The 20,111-nt window shown below is 36.4% G+C and carries 20 protein-coding genes; 6 read left to right on the forward strand and 14 right to left on the reverse strand.

What is annotated here, in order from left to right; translation table 11 throughout:
• The first annotated feature begins 230 nt into the window (after window positions 1–230).
• Genes mvk through fni form a run of 4 tightly spaced genes read left to right on the forward strand, consistent with a single transcriptional unit; the run spans window position 231 to window position 4,380 of the window.
• Window positions 231–1,166, forward strand: a complete 936-nt coding sequence (mvk, locus tag BR50_RS02760) for a mevalonate kinase (protein ID WP_425429678.1) — start codon at window positions 231–233, stop codon at window positions 1,164–1,166.
• Window positions 1,159–2,145, forward strand: coding sequence for a diphosphomevalonate decarboxylase (gene mvaD / locus BR50_RS02765; RefSeq protein ID WP_034546026.1), 987 nt, complete (start codon window positions 1,159–1,161; stop codon window positions 2,143–2,145). The genes mvk and mvaD overlap by 8 nt, the downstream gene beginning before the upstream one ends.
• A gap of 45 nt (window positions 2,146–2,190) precedes the next feature.
• Window positions 2,191–3,267 carry a phosphomevalonate kinase gene (locus BR50_RS02770; RefSeq protein ID WP_034546029.1) on the forward strand — a complete coding sequence of 359 codons (1,077 nt, stop codon included), beginning with the start codon at window positions 2,191–2,193 and terminating at the stop codon, window positions 3,265–3,267.
• 42 nt (window positions 3,268–3,309) lie between these two features.
• On the forward strand, window positions 3,310–4,380 hold the full coding sequence (fni, locus tag BR50_RS02775; RefSeq protein WP_034546031.1) for a type 2 isopentenyl-diphosphate Delta-isomerase: 1,071 nt from the start codon (window positions 3,310–3,312) through the stop codon (window positions 4,378–4,380).
• 91 nt (window positions 4,381–4,471) lie between these two features.
• Here fni and BR50_RS02780 read toward each other — a convergent pair whose 3' ends face one another.
• The 3 genes from BR50_RS02780 to BR50_RS02790 form a co-directional block, all read right to left on the reverse strand.
• A complete protein-coding gene (locus tag BR50_RS02780; protein ID WP_034546033.1) occupies window positions 4,472–5,254 on the reverse strand; it encodes a GNAT family N-acetyltransferase in 783 nt (260 codons plus the stop codon).
• A 164-nt stretch (window positions 5,255–5,418) separates the two neighbouring features.
• Entirely contained in the window at window positions 5,419–5,742 is a 324-nt protein-coding gene (locus BR50_RS02785) for an AzlD domain-containing protein (protein WP_034546035.1), read from the reverse strand.
• Window positions 5,735–6,454: an AzlC family ABC transporter permease gene (locus BR50_RS02790; RefSeq protein WP_034546038.1), complete on the reverse strand. Its 720-nt coding sequence runs from the start codon at window positions 6,452–6,454 to the stop codon at window positions 5,735–5,737. The genes BR50_RS02785 and BR50_RS02790 overlap by 8 nt, the downstream gene beginning before the upstream one ends.
• 137 nt (window positions 6,455–6,591) lie before the next feature.
• Between BR50_RS02790 and BR50_RS02795 the strand changes: the two genes are divergently transcribed.
• Window positions 6,592–6,801, forward strand: a complete 210-nt coding sequence (locus BR50_RS02795) for a hypothetical protein (RefSeq protein ID WP_034546040.1) — start codon at window positions 6,592–6,594, stop codon at window positions 6,799–6,801.
• 52 nt (window positions 6,802–6,853) lie between these two features.
• Here the strand turns inward: BR50_RS02795 and BR50_RS02800 are convergent, their stop codons facing one another.
• The 11 genes from BR50_RS02800 to BR50_RS02850 all read right to left on the reverse strand — a co-directional run bounded on the left by BR50_RS02800 (window position 6,854) and on the right by BR50_RS02850 (window position 18,751).
• The gene (locus BR50_RS02800; protein ID WP_034546043.1) at window positions 6,854–8,155 is read right to left on the reverse strand and encodes a pyrimidine-nucleoside phosphorylase; all 1,302 of its coding nucleotides are present in this window, start codon (window positions 8,153–8,155) and stop codon (window positions 6,854–6,856) included.
• A gap of 115 nt (window positions 8,156–8,270) precedes the next feature.
• On the reverse strand, window positions 8,271–8,942 hold the full coding sequence (gene rpiA / locus BR50_RS02805) for a ribose-5-phosphate isomerase RpiA (protein WP_034546047.1): 672 nt from the start codon (window positions 8,940–8,942) through the stop codon (window positions 8,271–8,273).
• An 860-nt stretch (window positions 8,943–9,802) separates the two neighbouring features.
• Window positions 9,803–10,876: an ABC transporter substrate-binding protein gene (locus BR50_RS02810; protein WP_034546049.1), complete on the reverse strand. Its 1,074-nt coding sequence runs from the start codon at window positions 10,874–10,876 to the stop codon at window positions 9,803–9,805.
• On the reverse strand, window positions 10,873–11,706 hold the full coding sequence (locus BR50_RS02815) for an ABC transporter permease (RefSeq protein WP_034546052.1): 834 nt from the start codon (window positions 11,704–11,706) through the stop codon (window positions 10,873–10,875). Before BR50_RS02815 ends, BR50_RS02810 begins: the two co-directional genes overlap by 4 nt.
• Window positions 11,703–12,518 (reverse strand): ABC transporter permease, encoded by an 816-nt coding sequence (locus BR50_RS02820; protein WP_034546053.1) that lies wholly within the window; start codon window positions 12,516–12,518, stop codon window positions 11,703–11,705. The genes BR50_RS02815 and BR50_RS02820 overlap by 4 nt, the downstream gene beginning before the upstream one ends.
• Window positions 12,519–12,528: 10 nt before the next feature.
• Window positions 12,529–13,623, reverse strand: coding sequence for an ABC transporter ATP-binding protein (locus BR50_RS02825; protein WP_034546055.1), 1,095 nt, complete (start codon window positions 13,621–13,623; stop codon window positions 12,529–12,531).
• 140 nt (window positions 13,624–13,763) lie between these two features.
• The gene (locus BR50_RS02830) at window positions 13,764–14,306 is read right to left on the reverse strand and encodes a helix-turn-helix domain-containing protein (protein ID WP_034546058.1); all 543 of its coding nucleotides are present in this window, start codon (window positions 14,304–14,306) and stop codon (window positions 13,764–13,766) included.
• A gap of 191 nt (window positions 14,307–14,497) precedes the next feature.
• Entirely contained in the window at window positions 14,498–15,397 is a 900-nt protein-coding gene (gene murB, locus BR50_RS02835) for a UDP-N-acetylmuramate dehydrogenase (RefSeq protein WP_034548904.1), read from the reverse strand.
• Window positions 15,398–15,666: 269 nt separating this feature from the next.
• Window positions 15,667–16,338, reverse strand: coding sequence for a potassium channel family protein (locus BR50_RS02840; RefSeq protein WP_034546060.1), 672 nt, complete (start codon window positions 16,336–16,338; stop codon window positions 15,667–15,669).
• 12 nt (window positions 16,339–16,350) lie between these two features.
• Window positions 16,351–17,730 carry a TrkH family potassium uptake protein gene (locus tag BR50_RS02845; RefSeq protein WP_081884474.1) on the reverse strand — a complete coding sequence of 460 codons (1,380 nt, stop codon included), beginning with the start codon at window positions 17,728–17,730 and terminating at the stop codon, window positions 16,351–16,353.
• Between the two features lie 100 nt (window positions 17,731–17,830).
• Entirely contained in the window at window positions 17,831–18,751 is a 921-nt protein-coding gene (locus tag BR50_RS02850; protein WP_034546062.1) for a Gfo/Idh/MocA family protein, read from the reverse strand.
• 150 nt (window positions 18,752–18,901) lie between these two features.
• Between BR50_RS02850 and BR50_RS02855 the strand changes: the two genes are divergently transcribed.
• Window positions 18,902–19,663: an exodeoxyribonuclease III gene (locus tag BR50_RS02855; protein ID WP_034546065.1), complete on the forward strand. Its 762-nt coding sequence runs from the start codon at window positions 18,902–18,904 to the stop codon at window positions 19,661–19,663.
• The last annotated feature ends 448 nt before the right edge of the window (window positions 19,664–20,111 follow it).

Raw genomic sequence — 20,111 nt, forward strand, 5'->3', positions numbered from 1 at the left:
CCAGTTGTTAGAAAAACGCTTGTCTTAAAAGAAACTTAACTAGCCATATATCTTATCTATAGTGTAAAATATAATTTGGTATAGCATTATTTTGTTAGAAATGTCTATAAATGATCGATACGCTAGGGAAATTTCACAGTTTGTTTTAGAAAAAATTCCTCAACTTTAACTTACAGCAATTTAAATCAAATACATTTACTACGGAATAAAGGAGTTACAACATGTTGAATATTGCTCAACCTGCAACAGGGACTGCTAACGGAAAAATTATTTTAATGGGGGAACACTCTGTAGTTTATGGAGAACCTGCTATAGCTATTCCTTTTCCTGCAACACACACCCAAGTAACTATTACAGAAACTGAAGGTCCGGTCCAACTAGACTGTGTTTATTATCAAGGAAACTTATCTTCAGCACCCAGACATTTAAAAAATCTGATTGCTGTTGTAGAATCAACGATCAGTGAATTAAAACAGGAACTAAAAGATTTCAGGCTGACCATCGAAAGTACGATTCCTGTTGAAAGAGGTATGGGTTCGAGTGCTGCCGTAGCTATTGCAATGGTTCGTGCATTGTTCTCTTACTTTTCAACCGAACTAACAGATGATAGGCTCCTGTCGTTGGCAAACATATCTGAAACGATTGCTCATGGAAACCCAAGCGGCTTAGATGCGGCCATGACAAGTGGCAGACACCCTCTTTACTACATAAAGGGTGAACCTTTTGCTCCCTTTCGTTTGTCAGTGTCAGCTTATTTGATTGTGGCGGATACCGGTCTAAAAGGCCAAACTAGAGATGCTGTTGCTAGTATTGCTCGATTAAAGCAAGAAAATAAAAAACTAACGATGGACGCTATTCACCAACTAGGTGATTTGGCCAAACAAGCGAAACTTGCAATTGAAGCTAATATTCCTGTAAAATTAGGACTGGCTATGGATACGGCTCAAGAAACGCTTGACTTTTTAGGTGTAAGCAATGACACGTTGAATCGTTTAGTGCGCACAGCACGCACTAATGGAGCTCTAGGAGCAAAGTTAACTGGCGGTGGACGCGGAGGCTGTATGATTGCTTTAGCCAGTGACAAAGATACAGCTGCACGTATTTCAGCTGCTTTATTGGATGCTGGTGCTGTAAATACATGGACACACCCATTAGGAGATGACTAAGTTGAGCAACGCAAGAAAAGTACGTGCCTATACAAATATAGCTTTGATTAAATATTGGGGAAAGCGAGATGATGCTCTTATCTTACCCACGAGCAGTAGTCTATCGCTCACTTTAGATGCTTTTTATACAGAAACTGCCGTATCTTTTGATGCATCTTGTGAAAAAGATACCTTTTACTTAAATGATAAAATTCAAGATGAAGCTGCTACACTAAAAGTTAGCCGCTTCTTAAATTTGTTTAGAGAAACAGCGGGTTTAAAAACACCCGCGACCATCAGAAGTACCAATTATGTGCCTACCGCTGCTGGTCTAGCTTCTTCTGCTTCTGGGATGGCTGCTTTAGCTGGAGCCGCTAATTTAGCGACTGGGTTAAACCTTTCTCCTCAAGAACTTTCTATCTTTGCAAGACAAGGTTCTGGGTCAGCTACCCGCAGTGTTTATGGCGGCTTTGTAGAATGGCAAAAAGGAACTTCATCAGCAGATTCTTATGCTGTAAAAGTAGACGATGCCGATTGGGATATCGGTATGGTCGTAGTCGTTGTAAACAAAAAACAAAAAGAACTTTCTAGTCGCGAAGGAATGAAACAAACTGTCACAACATCCCCTTTCTATTCAGGATGGGTCGAAAGCACCGCAGTTGATCTTGTGAATATCAAGAAAGCTATCCGTGATCAAGACTTTGAACAAGTTGGCGAGATCACAGAAAGCAATGGCATGAAAATGCATGGAACTATGTTAGGAGCCAACCCGCCAATTTCTTATTGGGAACCGGATAGTGTTGTAGCTATGCAACTCGTAAGGCAATTACGCAAGCAAGGAATTCCTTGCTACTTCACAATGGATGCTGGTCCAAATGTTAAAGTTCTTTGCCGTTTATCTGATAGCCAAAAAATAAAAACAGCTTTTCTAAATTATTTTAATGAAGAACAACTGATTATCTCTGGTCCTGGAAGTGACTTAAAAGAAGTTTCACTCTAACAGATTGAAAAAAAACAGTGTTCATTACTTAGGAGGAATTACAGTATGATTGAAGCTTCTGCACCGGGCAAATTATACATTGCGGGCGAATATGCCGTTGTTGAACCAGGTTACCCAGCTATCTTGGTAGCTGTTGATCAATTTATTACCGTATCACTTGAAATATCTGAGCATGTTGGCAGTATCACCTCTTTTCAGTATGGGAACCTTCCCATTTTATGGCAACGTGAAAATGATCGTTTAGTACTTGATAAACGAGAAAATCCTTTTCATTATATTCTAGCTGCTATTCGTTTGACCGAAGAATACGCAAAAGAACAAGGAAAAGAATTATCTTTCTATCATTTAACGGTTGACAGTGAATTGGACAGCTCACAAGGAAAAAAATATGGCTTAGGTTCAAGTGCAGCCGTCACAGTAGCTACTGTAACAGCTTTGTGTCGCTTCTATGACATCACTGTTAGTAAAAATGTTATTTTTAAGTTAGCTGCTTTGGCTCATTTATCTGTTAAAAGCAATGGATCTTGTGGCGATGTAGCAGCTAGTGTTTATGGTGGTTGGTTGGCCTTTACGACGTTCGACCCTGAATGGGTATTGGAACAAAAAGAACACAACACTGTAAAAGAATTACTTGAATTAGAGTGGCCTCATTTATCTTTTACGCCATTAACGCCACCAAAAGATTTACGTCTGGTTATCGGATGGACAGGTTCTCCTGCATCTACTTCACATTTAGTGGATGCAGTTACCAATAAACGTAGCCAAGATACTATGGCCTATGAAACCTTTTTGGAACAAAGCAAACAATGTGTTAATGCTCTGATCCATGCTTTTCAAGAGGAAAATGTAGCCGAGATCCAACGTCAGATCCGAAAAAATCGTCAGCTTTTACTTCAGATGAGTCAAGATACATCTGTTACGATCGAGACTCCTGCTTTGACAAAGCTATGTGAAATGGCAGAAGCTTTCAATGGAGCTGCTAAATCCTCTGGTGCTGGCGGAGGCGATTGCGGAATTGTCATTTTCAATCGAAAAGAAGGTTTATTATCACTTATTACAGATTGGGAAAAAGAAGGCATTATTAATCTTCCATTACATGTATACAAAAAAACAGATTTTTAATAATTCTTTTTTAAGGATAAAAAATTTTTGGAGGATCCTATTATGAAACCAACGAATAATCGAAAAAACGAACATGTTTCATTAGCCGAAAAGTTTGCTAAAGAGACTAGAAAGTCTGATTTTGATTCTTTCCGTTTTGTTCATCATTCTTTTCCAGAAATGAGCGTAGCTGATGCAGCTATTTCCACTTCATTTGCTACATTAGATATGGACTCCCCTTTCTACATTAATGCCATTACTGGTGGAAGCTCTTGGACAAAAAAAGTGAATGAAAAACTAGCTTTGATTGCTCGTGAAACGGGTATTGCTATGGCCACCGGTTCGATTAGTGCTGCTCTTAAAGATCCTTCTGTTAAAGACAGTTTTACGATCATTAGAGAAACCAATCCTAACGGTAAACTTTTCGCCAATCTTGGTGCCGGTCAAACTTTGGAGAATGCTAAAAAAGCTGTTGATCTGATCCAAGCAGATGCATTACAGATCCATATCAACTCGCCTCAAGAAATCATTATGCCAGAAGGCGACCGTGACTTTTCCAACTGGTTAACGGATCTAGAAAAAATCGTTCAACAAGTATCTGTGCCGGTTATTGTTAAAGAAGTGGGTTTTGGTATGAGCCGTGAAACGATTCAGCAATTATCTTCAATCGGGGTACAGACCATTGATATCAGTGGTCAAGGTGGAACAAACTTTGCCCAAATCGAAAACTACCGCCGTGTTAGTGACAAATTTGACTATCTAGAAGATTGGGGACAATCAACCGTTATTTCTTTAATAGAAGCACAGCCTTTCATTGATAAAATCGAAATACTCGCTTCAGGTGGTATACGCGATCCTTTAGATATTGTTAAGTCTTTAGCTCTAGGGGCACGAGCAGTAGGAATCTCAGGACTTTTCTTGCATATGGCTCTAAGAGATGGTGTAGAAGCTACGATTTTAGAAGTAAACGCTTGGAAAAAACAAATTGCATCGATCATGACGCTACTTGGGAAAAAATCGATCAATGACTTAAATCAAACAGATGTGATTTTGTTAGGAGAAGTAAAGGATTGGTGTGACGTTCGCAATATTGATGCATCGCTTTTTGCTAATCGTTCTTCACAGAATCGCTGATCCCGCTTATTTACAGCATGCCAAAAAGAAGGTCAGAAATTCGCAAATGAATTTCTAACCTTCTTTTTTATTTATTTTGTTGATTTTTAAGCTACTCTTTACTTTTTAGTATGATCCATTTGTGTGTGTCCTCAAAACCTAAGTGTTGATACAATCGTCCAATATCTGGATCGGAATAGAATAAACAAGCCGTTTTATTCTTCGCGGTACAATAATTCACCAAAGTGGCTACTATAGCTGTTGCATAGCCCTTCTCACGGTAACTTTCAACCGTACCAACAGCCATTATCATCGCTGAAAGTTTTGTTTCAACTGCAATTCTTCCTGTTGAAATAATTTTACCGGTTTCATCTTTGATGACTTGGATCGTATTCAAATCACGTTCCAAGTCATCTGTGATTTCTTCCATTGTTTGTTGCTTCTTCATGCCGATTTCTTTTAAACAATCAAGGTATGCCGCAATATCCTCTTTTTCTAAAGGCGCAACCTGTTGAATTAACGGAGCGTCTAACTTTAGTTCATTGCACTCAGATAAGTAGGTCTCTTCTTTTTCATATTGCTCAAATTCTTCTTCATATTGAGTAATGACTTCCTCACTTCCGGATATGTATAAAGGCGTTAGACTCTGGATCAAAGGTAAAAATGTATCGAACCCTTCAAACACCTTGCCATGAATAGGCATGACATTATCCTTATAGCGAACCAATACACCGTTGATTTTATCCTTGCTATCTACATAAACCCAAACATCTAAATCAAAATGCTCGAACCCGTAAGTTTCAATGTCGCCAATCGCAAATAAATTCACACTCGGTTCTTGATATAAAAAATTCAGCAATTCTTCCCGTTGGTTTTCATCACATTTATAAATCATTTTAGTTCGTCCTCTCAAGTAACAACCTTTATCCTTTTTAGCAGTTGTTTAACAAATAGTGTTGGTGTTCCACCACTATAAATTATAGACCTCTCTTAGTATACTATTTCCGAAAAGTAATTGTCGCTTTTTAGACTTCATTTAAATAGCAACTTTTTTTAAGTTCAAACAAGATAGACCATTAATGTGATAGCTGTAATTCCAAATACCATAGACAGTAACAGGTTTTTTGTTTTATAGGCTACAAAGAACACAAGAATAGACGGCAAAAGCTTTATATTAATGATCGGATTTATATTGAATTGGTTTTTCCAAAAGAAAATATCCGAAAAAATCAAAGCTGAAAATATAGATACTGGGATAAATGACATCCATTTTGAAACTTTATCTGGAATCGATCGGTTACTTAGAACAAGTAATGGCAACACTCGAGGTAGATAGGTGACAAACGCCATACCCAAAATCAACTGCAATTGTTGACTAGTCATCTTTGATACCCTCATCTCTTGTGTTCATTTTTCTGTTCATCAAGTATCCATCAGCAAAATATCCGATAAAAGAAGCTAGAATTGCGGCAATAACCAAGGCAATCGTATGCTGCAACAGAATCATGAATAATACCGCTAATACACCGGCCGTTAATCCTACAAAAATATACAGCTTAGATACAAATTGACTGACCAATAAACTGATAAACATAGCGATCAAAACATAATTTATAATGGTAGTATCAATTTCCCAAGCACTTCCAAGCATTCCTCCAACGACCGTGCTTAGTGACCAAGTCAAATAAGCTGAAATATTGGTTGCCAACGCCTTATTAGGAGTCCATTCTTGATTTTTAAATTGATTGTAATTTATAGCAAACGATTCATCCGCAAGGGTGTGACTAAAAATTAGGGTGAAAGGTAAAGACGGCTTTTTAATAAACCCCGACATACTGGAACTCATCAATAAATGACGTAGATTTAAAAAGAACGTCATTGTTATAATTGCTGAAATAGAAGCACCCATACTTACCATCGAAGCAGCCATAAATTGAGCAGCTCCTCCAAATACAAGCAGACTCATTAGAAAAATAGTTGGAGCATTGAACCCGGCATCATACAAAACCATGCCACCGGCTAAACCGAGAGGTACATAACTAATGATGACCGGATAGATTACTTTTAACCCATCCAACCAATCTTGTTTTTTCATTCTTCTCCCTCCTAAACAGACACATAACAGCTATTACATCAAAACACTAATTTTTTTCATTTTAATTTTGATTGTATCTCACTCTAACTTTTGATAATGTAAACTTATTGAACGACTAATGAAAGGAGTTGAAGTGTATGTTAAAAAGAATTATTTTCAGCTCTTTTTTTATCAGTGTCTTTTATTTTTTGGTGTATTTTTTTGTTCCAGCACTTAAAACAGCTGTTTATAGTGGCGGATTTTGGGCCATCTTACACGCTCTACTAGGAGTTATTTTGATTATCAATATTTTTGGGATCATCCTTTTCACGCTTCACTACTTATTTTCAGATCCGGATAAAACATAACATAAAAAGAGTGTTGAGAAAATCTCAACATTCTTTTTATGCATTTTTTTGATCAATCAGTGATCACTTCATGAATAAGAGGAATCGGTGCAGCTGAATCTGCTATTGTGATACCTTCCCAGATTTTTTGTTCAACTTCTGGTATTTCTTCTTTATTTGTATGGATCGTTAATAATGCTTCACCTTTTTTAACAGCATCGCCAACTTTTTTATGTAAGACGATCCCCACTGCTAAATCAATTTCACTTTCTTTTGTAGCACGTCCTGCTCCTAGAATCATAGCAGCGATCCCTAATTCATCCGCGATGATTTCAGAAATATATCCAGCTCTATTTGCTAAAATATCTACTTGATACTCTGCCTTTGGCAATAATTCCGGATTATCTATAACACTTATATCTCCACCTTGAGAAGCAACAAAGGTTTTGAATTTCTCTAAAGCTTTCCCATTTTCAATTGACTCTTCTAATAATGATCTTGCTTCATCTAAATCTTTTCCTATACCAGCTAAATGAACCATTTGACTACCCAATGTTAAACATAGATCTAATAAATCAGCTGGACCTTTACCGTTTAGAGTATCGATTGCTTCTTTAACTTCTAAAGCATTTCCAATTGCAAAACCTAAAGGTTGGCTCATATCAGAAATAACGGCCATTGTATTGCGTCCGACACTATTGCCAATCTGTACCATAGCATGAGCTAATAATCTAGCATCTTCTGTTGTCTTCATGAAAGCTCCTGCCCCAGTTTTCACATCTAAAACAATCGCATCTGCACCTGCCGCAATTTTTTTACTCATGATCGAACTTGCAATTAGCGGAATTGATTCAACAGTACTTGTCACATCTCTTAAAGCGTACAATTTTTTATCTGCCGGTGTTAAATTGCCCGATTGACCGACAACTGCTACTTTATTTTTATTTACTAATTCAATAAATTTTTCTTGTGTCAATTCTACATGGAAACCTGGAATCGATTCTAGCTTATCAATTGTTCCGCCTGTATGACCCAGACCACGTCCGCTCATCTTAGCTATTGGGACACCCAAACTAGCAACTAAAGGCGCTAGAACAAGCGTTGTCGTATCGCCTACCCCACCCGTTGAATGTTTGTCTACCTTGATTCCTTTGATTGCTGATAAATCGATTTCTTCTCCAGAATGGACGATACTCATGGTTAAATCACTTTTTTCACGGTCATCCATATCTTTAAAGTAAATTGCCATCAACATTGCACTCATTTGATAATCTGGGATCTTACCTGCTGTGTATTCTTCGATCATCGTATTTATTTCTTCAGTCGTTAATGCTTTTCCATGTTGTTTTTTTGTAATTAAGTCAACCATTCTCATTATCTTGTACCCCTCTATTTGAATTGATTTTTTATCACAATTACTAGAATTCTTTTCTCAATAGTTTCTTATTTGTAGAGTATTTCTAATGGATAACAGCCATTTTAGCTGCTGATTACCGAGCTTCTATGATTTCTAACCCTGACTCATGTCCTACAATAATAGTATTTACCCGGTTTAAGAATAATCCGTGTTCCATTACCCCTGTCAAGCCATCTAACCATTCTGCTAATGATTGCGGATCTTCTATTTTGGTCATATGCAAATCAATAATATAATGTCCACCATCTGTTAGATAGTTTTCTCCATCCTCATTTTTTCTCATTGTTGGATAGAAACCTTTCCCTTCAAAAATGCGCACTAATTGTTGGCTGCCATAAGGCATTACTTCTACGGGTAAAGGAAATGCACCCAACGTTTTGACCATTTTACTCTCATCGACGATCCATATCACTTTCTTTGAATAATCTGCAACGATTTTTTCGAATAAAAGAGCCCCACCTCCACCTTTTACGCCTTGATAATTAGCATCAATTTCATCTGCACCATCGATCGTTAGATCAACTGTTTCAACTTCATCAATGGTTTTTAGCGGAATGCCTAACTTTTCCGCCTGCTCCTTTGTTTGAGTTGAAGTCGTCACTCCGGTAATAGTTAGTCCCTCTTTGACACGTTTCCCTAAGGCTTCAACCATATAATAAGCAGTTGATCCAGTTCCCAGACCCACTACCATACCTTCTTTTACATATTCTGCAGCTTTTTCTCCAACTTGTTGTTTTAAATTCATTATCTTTACTCCTTCTGCTTCACGCTTTTATTCTTTATCAGTATAGCATAATACCAAATATATAGAGCGCTAACATGAACAAAATCAGTAAAAAGAGACTGAGATATAGATCCAAACCTCATTACCTATCGAAATATTAGTTCTAAAAGTAGCCTCATCCTTAAAAATGTAAGGTCAATGTAAGGTCATAGAACAAAAATAAATCAAACCTTTTATGATTCAAATATATAGGGTATATAATTTTTGGTGTTCATAGATTCGTTTGATCACTTACTTGAAATTTCTGCCGGAATAGGGGTTGCTTGTAGCCATGTAAAGTATTCAATGCGAATTACAGAACGTTATCGCTTCAGCGACTACGCTCTGTTTGAGGCTTGAAAGACTGGAAGACCAAAGGCTTCAAGGCGGTACCATGGCTCTCCACAAGCAAATCCGTTATTCCAGAAGTAATTTCTTTTGGAGCACCAATACCATTTTTCAAACAATCGATATGAGGCTATAATTTTTGGTATTCATAGATTAGTCTGGTCACTTACTTGAAATTTCTGGCGGAATAGGAGTTGCTTGTAGCCATGTAAAGTATTCAATGCGAATTACAAAGCGTTATCGCTTCAGCGACTACGCTCTGTTTGAGGCTTGAAAGACTGGAAGACCAAAGGCTTCAAGGCGGTACCATGGCTCTCCACAAGCAAACCCGTTATTCCAGAAGTAATTTCTTTTGGAGCACCAACACTATTTTTCAAACAATCGATATATAGAATAAAAAAGAATCTGTCATCAATTTTCTGATAACAAACCCTTTCTCTTATTCTCAATTCTTGAAAATCGCTGCGTGCCTAAACGGGAAGTTCAGCATCCTTTTATTTTCTGTGCATTTTGAATTCTAGGAAGTAGTCGTTGTAGATGCTGATGTATTCAGATCCTAAATCTTCATATACTTCTAGATTTTCCATCGTTGCTTCATTTGGATAGAATTGTTCGTCTTCTATTATCTCACTCGGTAAAAGTTTCATCGCTTCTTTGTTAGGTGTAGAATAACCAACGTACTCTGCATTTTGGGCTGCATTTTCTGGTTCCAGCATAAAATTAATAAAGGCATAAGCTGCATCAAAGTTTTTAGCTGTTTTTGGAATAACAAAATTATCGAACCACAAGTTTGATCCCTCACTTGGAATGACATAATGCAGATTTTCATTTTCCCATAACATCTCAGAAGCTTCTCCTGAGAAAGTTACAGCTGCTGCGGCCTCTTCTTGGATCATATACATTTTGATTTCATCCGCAACAATGGCTTTTACATTAGGGGTCAAACTTTCTAATTTTACAGCGGCTGCTGCTAATTGATCATCATCTTTTGAATTCAAAGAATGTCCTTCACTATTTAATGCCAATCCGATAACTTCACGCGCTCCATCGATCAGCATAAGCTCATTTGTTAATTCTTCACTCCACAAATCATCCCAATGTTGGATAGCCTTCTCATCGATGAATTTGTCATTGTAAATGATCCCCAAGGTCCCCCAAAAGTAAGGAATAGAATAGTGGTTATTTGGATCAAACAGCTGATCTAAAAATTGAGCATCAATATTATCGAGACCTCTTATCTTTGAGTGATCCAATTCAATCAGCAAGTTCTCATCGATCATTCGTTCAATCATGTATTCACTAGGGACGGCCAAATCATAATTCGTTCCCCCTTGTTCAATTTTTGTATACATAGCTTCATTAGAGTCGAAGGTTTCATAGGTTACTCTATAACCCGTTTCCTCTTCAAATTTAGTGATCAATTCTGGATCAATGTAATCTCCCCAGTTATACAAATTCAAACTATTTTCTCCTGTAATTCCTTGGGCCTTTTCCAATTGATTGGCACCAACATATAATCCGCCACAAATAGCTAAAATAACGATTATCATAACACCTAATTTTTTCATCGCATGCCCACCGCCTCAGCATGTTGTTGTTTTTTATTTTTTTGTTTTTTTGTCATATTGTGTTGTTGGATAAAGTAATAACCAATAACAAGAATCAAAGCGAAAATAAACAGCAAAGCACTTAGAGCATTGATTTCTAAGCTGACTCCTTGTCGCGCTCTTGAATAGATTTCGACTGCTAAGGTTGTAAAACCATTACCTGTTACAAAAAAGGTTACCGCAAAATCATCCAGTGAATAAGTGAAAGCCATAAAATAACCTGCTAAAATACCTGGAGCGATACTTGGCAAAACAATTTTCCCCATTACTTGCCAAGTATTCGCACCAAGATCTCGCGCGGCTTTGAGCATTGTGTCGTTCATTTCTTGTAATTTAGGTAAAATCATCAAGACAACGATTGGGATACTAAAAGCAACGTGTGACAATAAAACAGATATGAAGCCTAAACGAAATCCAATAAAGGTAAATAAAATCAAAAAACTAGCTCCAATAATAACATCAGGTGAAACCAATAAAATATTGTTAAAGCTCAATACGGCATTCCTGGTTTTCCTCTTCTTCAAGAAGTAGATCCCAATCGCTCCAAATGTACCAATAATAGTAGCTAGCAAAGAGGACAACAATGCAATAAGAAGCGTGTCCAAAACGATCCCAATCAAACGTGTATCTTCAAATACTGCTATATAATTGTCTAATGTAAAGCCGGTAAAGCTGTTCATTGTTCCACCATCATTGAATGAGTAAAAGATCAAAAAGGCGATTGGTGAATATAAAACGACGAACACAGCAATAAGATACAGATTAGACCATTTAAATCGTTTATTTTTCATTTACGAACTGCCCCTTTCTTTTTCTTTTCTCCCGTAAAGAGCATGATGAGGATCATTGCAATGATCAATACCACGCCGATCGTTGAACCCATTCCCCAATTTTGTGTAACTAAGAAATGTTGTTCAATAGCTGTACCTAACGTAATGACACGGTTTCCGCCAATTAAACGGGTCAACATAAAGAGTGATAACGATGGAATAAAGACCGCTTGAACACCGCTTTTAACGCCATTAAGGGTCAGAGGAAATACTACTCTTTTAAATGTTTCAAAACTATTTGCGCCTAAATCACGACTAGCTCTGATAAATGAAGGATTCATTTCTTCAAGTGCATTAAAAATAGGTAAAATCATAAATGGGATTTGAATATATGTCGCAACAACCAAGAAACTAAGATCGGTAAATAAAATTTGCTGTCTTCCTATTCCTACAAAAGAAAGAAAGTCGTTCACTGTTCCATTTGCACTAAAAATCCCAATAAAGGCATAAGCTTTCAATAATAAATTGATCCATGTTGGTAAAATAATCAATAAGAGCCATAATTGTTTATGTTTTGTTTTGCTTAACAAATACGCCGTTGGGTAACTAATGAATAATGTAAATATGGTGATCAAGAAAGCATACCAAAATGAATTCAAGGTCATTCTAAGATAGGTACCTGATTGAAAATATGTTTGATAATTCCCTAAAGTAAACTGCCCATCAACGTTGAAAAAAGATTGATATACGATCAAGATCAAAGGAGCAGCAACAAATAAGAGCAACCAAAAGGTGTAGGGTATAAAATAGAATACATTAGCTTTTTTTGTCATTTTTCTCCTCCTATTCTTCTTCGTAACTTTCAAGACGAGCGTCAAATTCTTGTTCTGATTCATTAAATCGCATAACGTGGATGTCTTCTGGTTCAAAGTACAAGCCTACTTCATTTCCAACGACCGCTTTTTTAGTCGAGTGCACCATCCATTCATTGTTGTCTTGGTCATAGCCGATGATCTCATAATGCACACCGCGGAATAATTGCGTGTCTACTTTGACTGACAGCTTTCCTTTTTCGACTGTGGTTAAGACTAAATCTTCTGGACGTAAAACGACTTCTACTTTTTCATTTGGCTTCATTCCCGCATCTACACACTCAAATGTATGCCCAACAAAGGCAACTTCATAGTCTTGGACCATTGTGCCTTTAATGATATTGCTCTCCCCAATAAAGTCTGCCACATAACGATTGATCGGTTCATCATAAATATCTACTGGTGTACCGCTTTGAATGATCTCGCCGTTTTTCATCACAAAAATCTCATCACTCATGGCCAAAGCTTCTTCTTGATCATGTGTAACAAAAACAAACGTGATTCCCAAACGTTGTTGTAATTCACGCAACTCATACTGCATTTCTGTTCTCAATTTCAAATCGAGAGCCGATAACGGCTCATCTAATAGCAATACTTCTGGTTCATTCACTAATGCACGCGCAATAGCTACTCTTTGACGTTGTCCGCCAGACATTTCGCTGATCGCACGGTCTTCGTAGCCCGATAATTGAACCATTTTCAACACATCTTCTACTTTATTTTTGATAACTTTTTTGTCTAATTTTTTGATTCTTAACCCAAAAGCTACGTTCTCAAAGACATTCATATGCGGAAATAACGCATAATCTTGGAAAACTGTATTTACTTTGCGCTTATTTGCAGGTACATCATTAACTTTTTTACCTTCTAAAGTAATCGTTCCTTCTGAAGTTTCAGTAAAACCGGCAATTAAATTTAGAATCGTTGTTTTTCCACAACCAGATGGTCCAAGCAAAGTATAAAATTTACCACGTTCAATTTCAAAATTGATATTTTTCAAAACCGGATCGTCATCCTCGTATTGTTTTATTACCTTTTCAAATGTAATAATTGCATTCTCTGTCATTTCTCTTACTCCCTTATAGTAAATTTTATTGGTTGATCAACAAATCATGTTGATGGACTATCCTGATTTTTTTCTTAAGTAGAAGAATTTGTTTGTGAATATTTAAGAGGAACTTTTATTACTCTAGAAATTTCGTGTGCTCAAAGATAAGAATCGGTGACTACTAGTAACAATAAACTTTCCTCATTACCGTGATTAATGATCTGATGCTTTTGTGTAGCATGAAAATAAATAGATTCTCCTTTTTTAGCAAAATACCGTTTCAAACCTATCTCGATACAAATTTCGCCCTCTAATACAAAGCCAAATGTTTCAGCTAATGAAGGACTAAATTCTTTAAATTGACCTTTTTCAGTCAATTTCAGAAAAACAGGTTCCATTTCATTTTCATTTGATCCCGGAACAAGCCATTTGATCTCATAGCCTTTCTCGTCATCTTCATAGACAGTCATCTCATCTTTTGTATACACTACTCGTTGCTCTTCTTGTTTTTCATCAAAGAAGTCTCTTGGGCTGCACCCCAAAACTTCTAAGATATCAAAAAAAACTTCCATTGATGGGACGCTTAAATCTCTCTCAACTTGAGAAATGTATCCTTTGCTCAAATTGGTGCGTTCTGCTAATTCCTCTTGTGTTAAATTTTTTTGGATCCTTAAGTTTTTTATTTGATTCCCAATTTCCATGAAAGCTCTCCTTTGAGTCTTAGTTTACTGATAGTAAACTAAGACTCACTAATGTTCACTCACAGTAAACTGCATGTTTACCACAACCTTTTATAGTATAAATCCTTTTAACTAAAAAGCAAATAAAAAATTGTGCTCAGCTTCTGCCGAACACAATTTTTTATTTGCTTTATCAAACTTTTTTTTACTGGTCATTCTTCTCCGATTATTCTTACTTCGGTTATCAATTCAACACTATTCTTTTCGAAAATGACTTCTTGGATATGGTGGATCAATTCGATGTAATCTGTTGCTGTTGCATGATTGATGTTTACAATAAATCCTGCATGTTTCATCGAAATTTGAGCTCCACCCCATATTTTCCCTTGTAAACCAGCTTCTTGAATCAGTTTTCCAGTAAAATATCCTGTTGGGCGCTTAAAGACACTGCCACATGAAGGATATTCTAAAGGTTGTTTAGACTCTCTTAAAAAGGTGAATTCATCCATTCGTTCTTTTATATCGGCAGAATGTCCTTTTTTCAATTGAAAAACAACCTCTAAGACGATATCTTGGATCTCTTGAATGCGACTATGACGGTAACCAAATTCTAACTCTTGGTTGTCAAATGTCTTTAATTCACCTTCACGTGTCAATACTGTGACTGATTCAATGACTTCACTCACTTCACCATCATAAGCGCCAGCATTCATATAAACTGCTCCGCCAATGCTCCCAGGGATCCCGCATGCAAATTCTAACCCCGTCAGTTCAGCTTCATAAGCTGCATATGAAGTATCGATCAAACGTGCTCCACTTTGAACACTGATTCTTTTATTTTCAATAATTATCTGTTTCATCTCCGTTAATATCATGACGACTCCATGTATGCCACCGTCTTTAACGATTAGATTGCTTGCATTTCCTAAAACAGTCAATGGTAATGCTTCTTCTTTTATCCACATTACAACATCTTTAATTTCTTCTGCTGTTTTTGGAAAAACCAAGATATCCGCCGGACCGCCTGTTTTAGTATACGTATAAAGAGACAAAGGTTCATTTTCTTTTATGATCAAATTTGGGAACTGCTTCTTAATTTCTTCAATTAACATAGTATTTAATACCCTTTCGTATGAGTTGAGCTGATTGCTCCACTTTTTTATAGATTTAATATACTGTTTTATACGACAAGGTATTCCCCTTATCATACTTAGTTTACCATGCCTTACTTCTTTTTTGTAGTTTGGAACAGCTTTCGATAAAAAGATTTAGTGATTTCTTAACATAACCCACGTTCCAAAAAACAGGTCTGGGACATTTGCCCAAAACCTGTTTGCTGATCAAAACAACTCATTTACCGATCATTCAATAAATAAATCGCTTATTTTAATTTATTCAAGTAATCGTAACGTTCAAATACTTTCGACTCTGCTATCCCAACGAGAATAATACCTTCTTCTATATGGTAATCTGGGCTGAAAGAGACATCCATCCGTTTTTGACCTGTTTTTCTGATCCCAATAATGTTGATTTCATATCTTTGACGTAAATCTAAAACCTCAAATGTTTTTCCGATCCAACGAACGGGCGGTTTAAATTCGATGACTGCATAATCTTCATCCAAATCGACAATATCGGTGATGTGCCTTCTTAAAAAATTCTTAGCAACCCGAGCTCCAGCTTCTTTTTCAGGACGTATTACCTTGGTTGCACCGATTTCATAAAGGACTTCCATAAAAGATTTGTTTTTCGCTTTTGCAATGATTGAATGGATACCTAATTTTTTACAATTCATGATAGCTAAAACGCTGGCTTCTAAACTCGTACCTGTTGCAACCACTACTACATCACAATTTTCTAAACCGATTCTTTTTAGAAAATTCAAATCTGTGATATTTCCTTGTACGGCTTGGGTCACATAAGGTTCAATGCGTTCAATATTATCCAAATCTATGTCAACTGCAATAATATCACAATTGAATTCACTTAATTCTTTAGCAATTGATGATCCAAAGACTCCAAGGCCTAATACACCGATCGTTTTTACTGGCATTTCAATGTTCTCCTATCCAATTAAAATTGTTGTCTTTGCATACAATTGATCTTTTGTCTTTCTACTTTTGCGACTCAAACTCAATAATATGGTAATAGGTCCGATTCTGCCGACAAACATCAAAATCATTAACACGACGTGACTAATATGTGATAGTTCTGGCGTTAAATTCACACTAGCACCCACTGTCCCCAAAGCAGACACTGCTTCAAACAGTAAAAACAAGAACGGTTGATCTTCTACTAGCATTAATACACTGACACCAGCTAATAAAAAACAAGTAAAGGTTACAACAACCACGATCGCGCGACGGACAGTTTCAAATGGGATCGTATGATGAGCGTAGTTGACATGTTTTTGCCCTTTAATTTCACTTACGATCAACAACGCTATTAGTGCAAAAGTCGTAGTCTTGATCCCACCTGCTGCTCCACCGGGAGATCCGCCGATAAACATTGCACCTATGAAAAATAATAATGAAAAAGGTTCTACTAGTTCATAATCAAGTGTAGCAAATCCCGCTGTTCTCATTGTTACAGTTTGGAAAAAGGAAGCTAATAGTTTTTGCCCAACTGTGAAACTCCCAATCGAATTAGGATTATTCCATTCAACTAGTAAAAAGACCACTGTTCCGATAACAATCAAAGCCACTGTCATATTGATAGCTAATCGAGTATGAGTTTTCAACTTGCGATACAATCGTTTCAACCCGCCTCTAGCCTTGTTCTTTAAAATAGATTGGACATTATACGTAACGTCAAACCAAACTGAAAAACCGATACCACCCAGAATAATCAAAGTAGTCACCACTAAATTCACTAATGGATCATGAACGTACTCTTGCAAACTTTGCGTACCAATATTATCAAAGCCCGCATTACAAAAAGCTGAGACGGCTAAAAATAAAGAGACAAACAGCCCACTAGCTAACCCAAAATCTGGTACAAATCTAAAAGCTAACAAGAACATCCCTACTCCTTCAATCACAAAAGTGTATCTAAGGATAGATGTTAAATATGTCTTGAAATCACCTAATTCATCACGGTTAAGGGCTTCTTTGACCGCTATCGTATTTGAATAACGCATCTTTTTACCCATTCTCATAATTAGTGTAGCAAGTATGGTCATTAATCCTAGTCCGCCTATCTGCATGAGAATGATACAAATAATTTGACCAAAAAGAGTAAACGATGTTGCAATAGGTAATGTGGATAAGCCTGTTACACAAACCAAGGAGACGGCTGTAAATAAATTGTCGAAGTAAGTTGTTTCTGAAGTTTCAAGATTACTTATAGGAAGTGATAATAAAACTGATCCTATAACGATCACAAATATAAAGCTAATAGCAATTTTTGCAGCCGGAGGAATACTCCTGAGCTTTTTTGAAAACATTTTTTCTCCTCTTTCTTTCATTTTCATATACGAATGTATTATAATCTTTAATACATAAAAGTAAAGCCCTATTCCGTTTATGAAAAAATGCCCATTGATTTTATTTGTCGTTGCTGTTTTTTTGTTCGTATTCGTCTACAATCAGCTGGCAAATACGGTGGCTCTCTAAAGAGGATCCCATACTGACAGGATTTTCTTTGCTTTGGAATCCGTCTATTGCTGAACGAATCAATGGAGCAAAACCTCTCTTTTCAAGCGTTTGCTCCCAGTCTCCGAATGTAAAGACTTGTTTTTGTCCAGCCGTTTCAACTTCATAATCGGTTAAATTCATTACACGATGGGTCCCTGTTAGAGACTGCACTTCAACCGATTCAGCATTGGCCCCTGAAACGTAATTCATCGTCGCAATGCACTCGGTATGTTCTGTTGTTAAGTGTAATACGCACGTTTTCAAATCGCCGTTTTCTTCTTTTATATTAAAATGAGTTTTGATAACAGGTTCGTCTAATAAAAATATTGCCGTATCAACGACATGGATAAATAGATCATAAATAGCATACTTTACGTTCCCTAAACTATTAGGTTTAGTTTTTTGGATCAAAATCATATTTTTGTTTGGAACTTCTTTCACCTTTTGAATCATTGGAGCGAAACGTCGATTAAAACCTGTGATAAGTAAAACATTTTTTTCATTCGCTAGATCCATTAATGCTTTCACTTCGTCAATATTTTCGCTGATTGGTTTATCTACATAGACATGGATGCCTTTTTCAATGCATTGTCTGATAAGAGCTTCATGAGTGTGAGTAGCGGTATGTATAAAAACAGCTTCAATACCACTGCTGAGTAACCCTTCTATAGAAGAATATAAATTTTTGATGCGGTATTTTTTGCCAATTTTAGTTAATTTTTCTTGATCTCGCGTGAATAAATGCCAGTCTATTTCCTTATCTATTGCCATCATTACTGGAAGATAAGCTTTTTGAGAAATATTTCCTAACCCAATGATCCCTATTTTCATTATTCGTACCCTCTTTCTTCTTCATTTTCATTTTCACCTCATATCCTATCATATTTCACATCACTTTGCCTTTTTATATGCATGAGAGTTTACTATTTATTTTAGTTTTGTACAATAAGGATAGGCTGATAATTTAGGAGGAAACAACTAATGAAATTTATCTCATGGAACGTCAATGGCTTACGAGCAATCATTAAAAAAGGGTTTATGGAAATTTTTGAAGAATTAGATGCTGACTTCTTTTGCTTGCAAGAAACTAAGCTCCAAGAAGGCCAGATAGAGTTTGAATTACCCGGATACTATACTTACTGGAATTATGCAGAAAAAAAGGGGTATGCAGGAACAGCAATTTTTACCAAGCATGAAGCTTTATCTGTAGTAACCGGTATTGGAAAGCCTGAACATGATCAAGAAGGACGAGTCATCACTTTAACCTACCCTAATTACTATGTTGTCAATTGTTATACCCCTAACTCTCAAAGTGAATTGAAACGTTTGGCTTATAGGATGCAGTGGGAAGATGACTTTTTGGCATATCTAAAAATGTTAGACTCTGAAAAGCCAGTGATTCTCTGTGGCGATTTAAATGTAGCTCATAAAAATATCGATTTAAAAAATTGGAAAACAAATCAACAAAATGCCGGGTTCAGTGAAGAAGAACGCATGAAATTTTCTACTTTATTAGATAATGGCTTTATTGACACCTTCCGTTACTTTCACCCCGATTTAGAAGGTGCTTATACTTGGTGGAACTACCGCTTTAACGCCCGTAAAACGAATGCCGGTTGGCGAATCGATTATTTTTGTGTTTCTAAACGCCTACAAGATCAATTACAAGAAGCCAACATTCTTAAAGATATCGTTGGATCAGATCACTGTCCAGTAGAACTGACTTTAAAAGATTTAGTTTAAAGTCAGTTCTACTTTGCTAGTTTTAACTACCATTGCAACAAAAAATAATTTTTGTTGCAAAATCATCTTCAACATTATATAATATTGAAGATGAAATCAATAATTTTTCATAAGGGAGTAACTGGCAGCAACAGCTGTGGCAACGTCACCAACAAGTAGATTTGCAATGATCTTCTGGTGTTGTCTTAAATAGTGAGACTTATGCACATTGTTCTCTATAAGGGACAATTTTGCATAAGTCTCTTTTTTTATCAACTTTACTAACTATCAATTAAAGGAGGATATTAAGTGAATAAAAACAAGCTTAGCTAATGATTCTAGTAACGGTTTACGATAATCATTTCCAATTAATAAAACTTGTTTGATGCGCATGTATATGCTACTATTTTTGACAAATGTATTATTTTTTATTTCTTTTTAACAACCGATTTTATCAGCAAATGATTAT

Source organism: Carnobacterium alterfunditum DSM 5972, assembly GCF_000744115.1.
In the GTDB taxonomy this organism is placed as follows: domain Bacteria; phylum Bacillota; class Bacilli; order Lactobacillales; family Carnobacteriaceae; genus Carnobacterium_B; species Carnobacterium_B alterfunditum.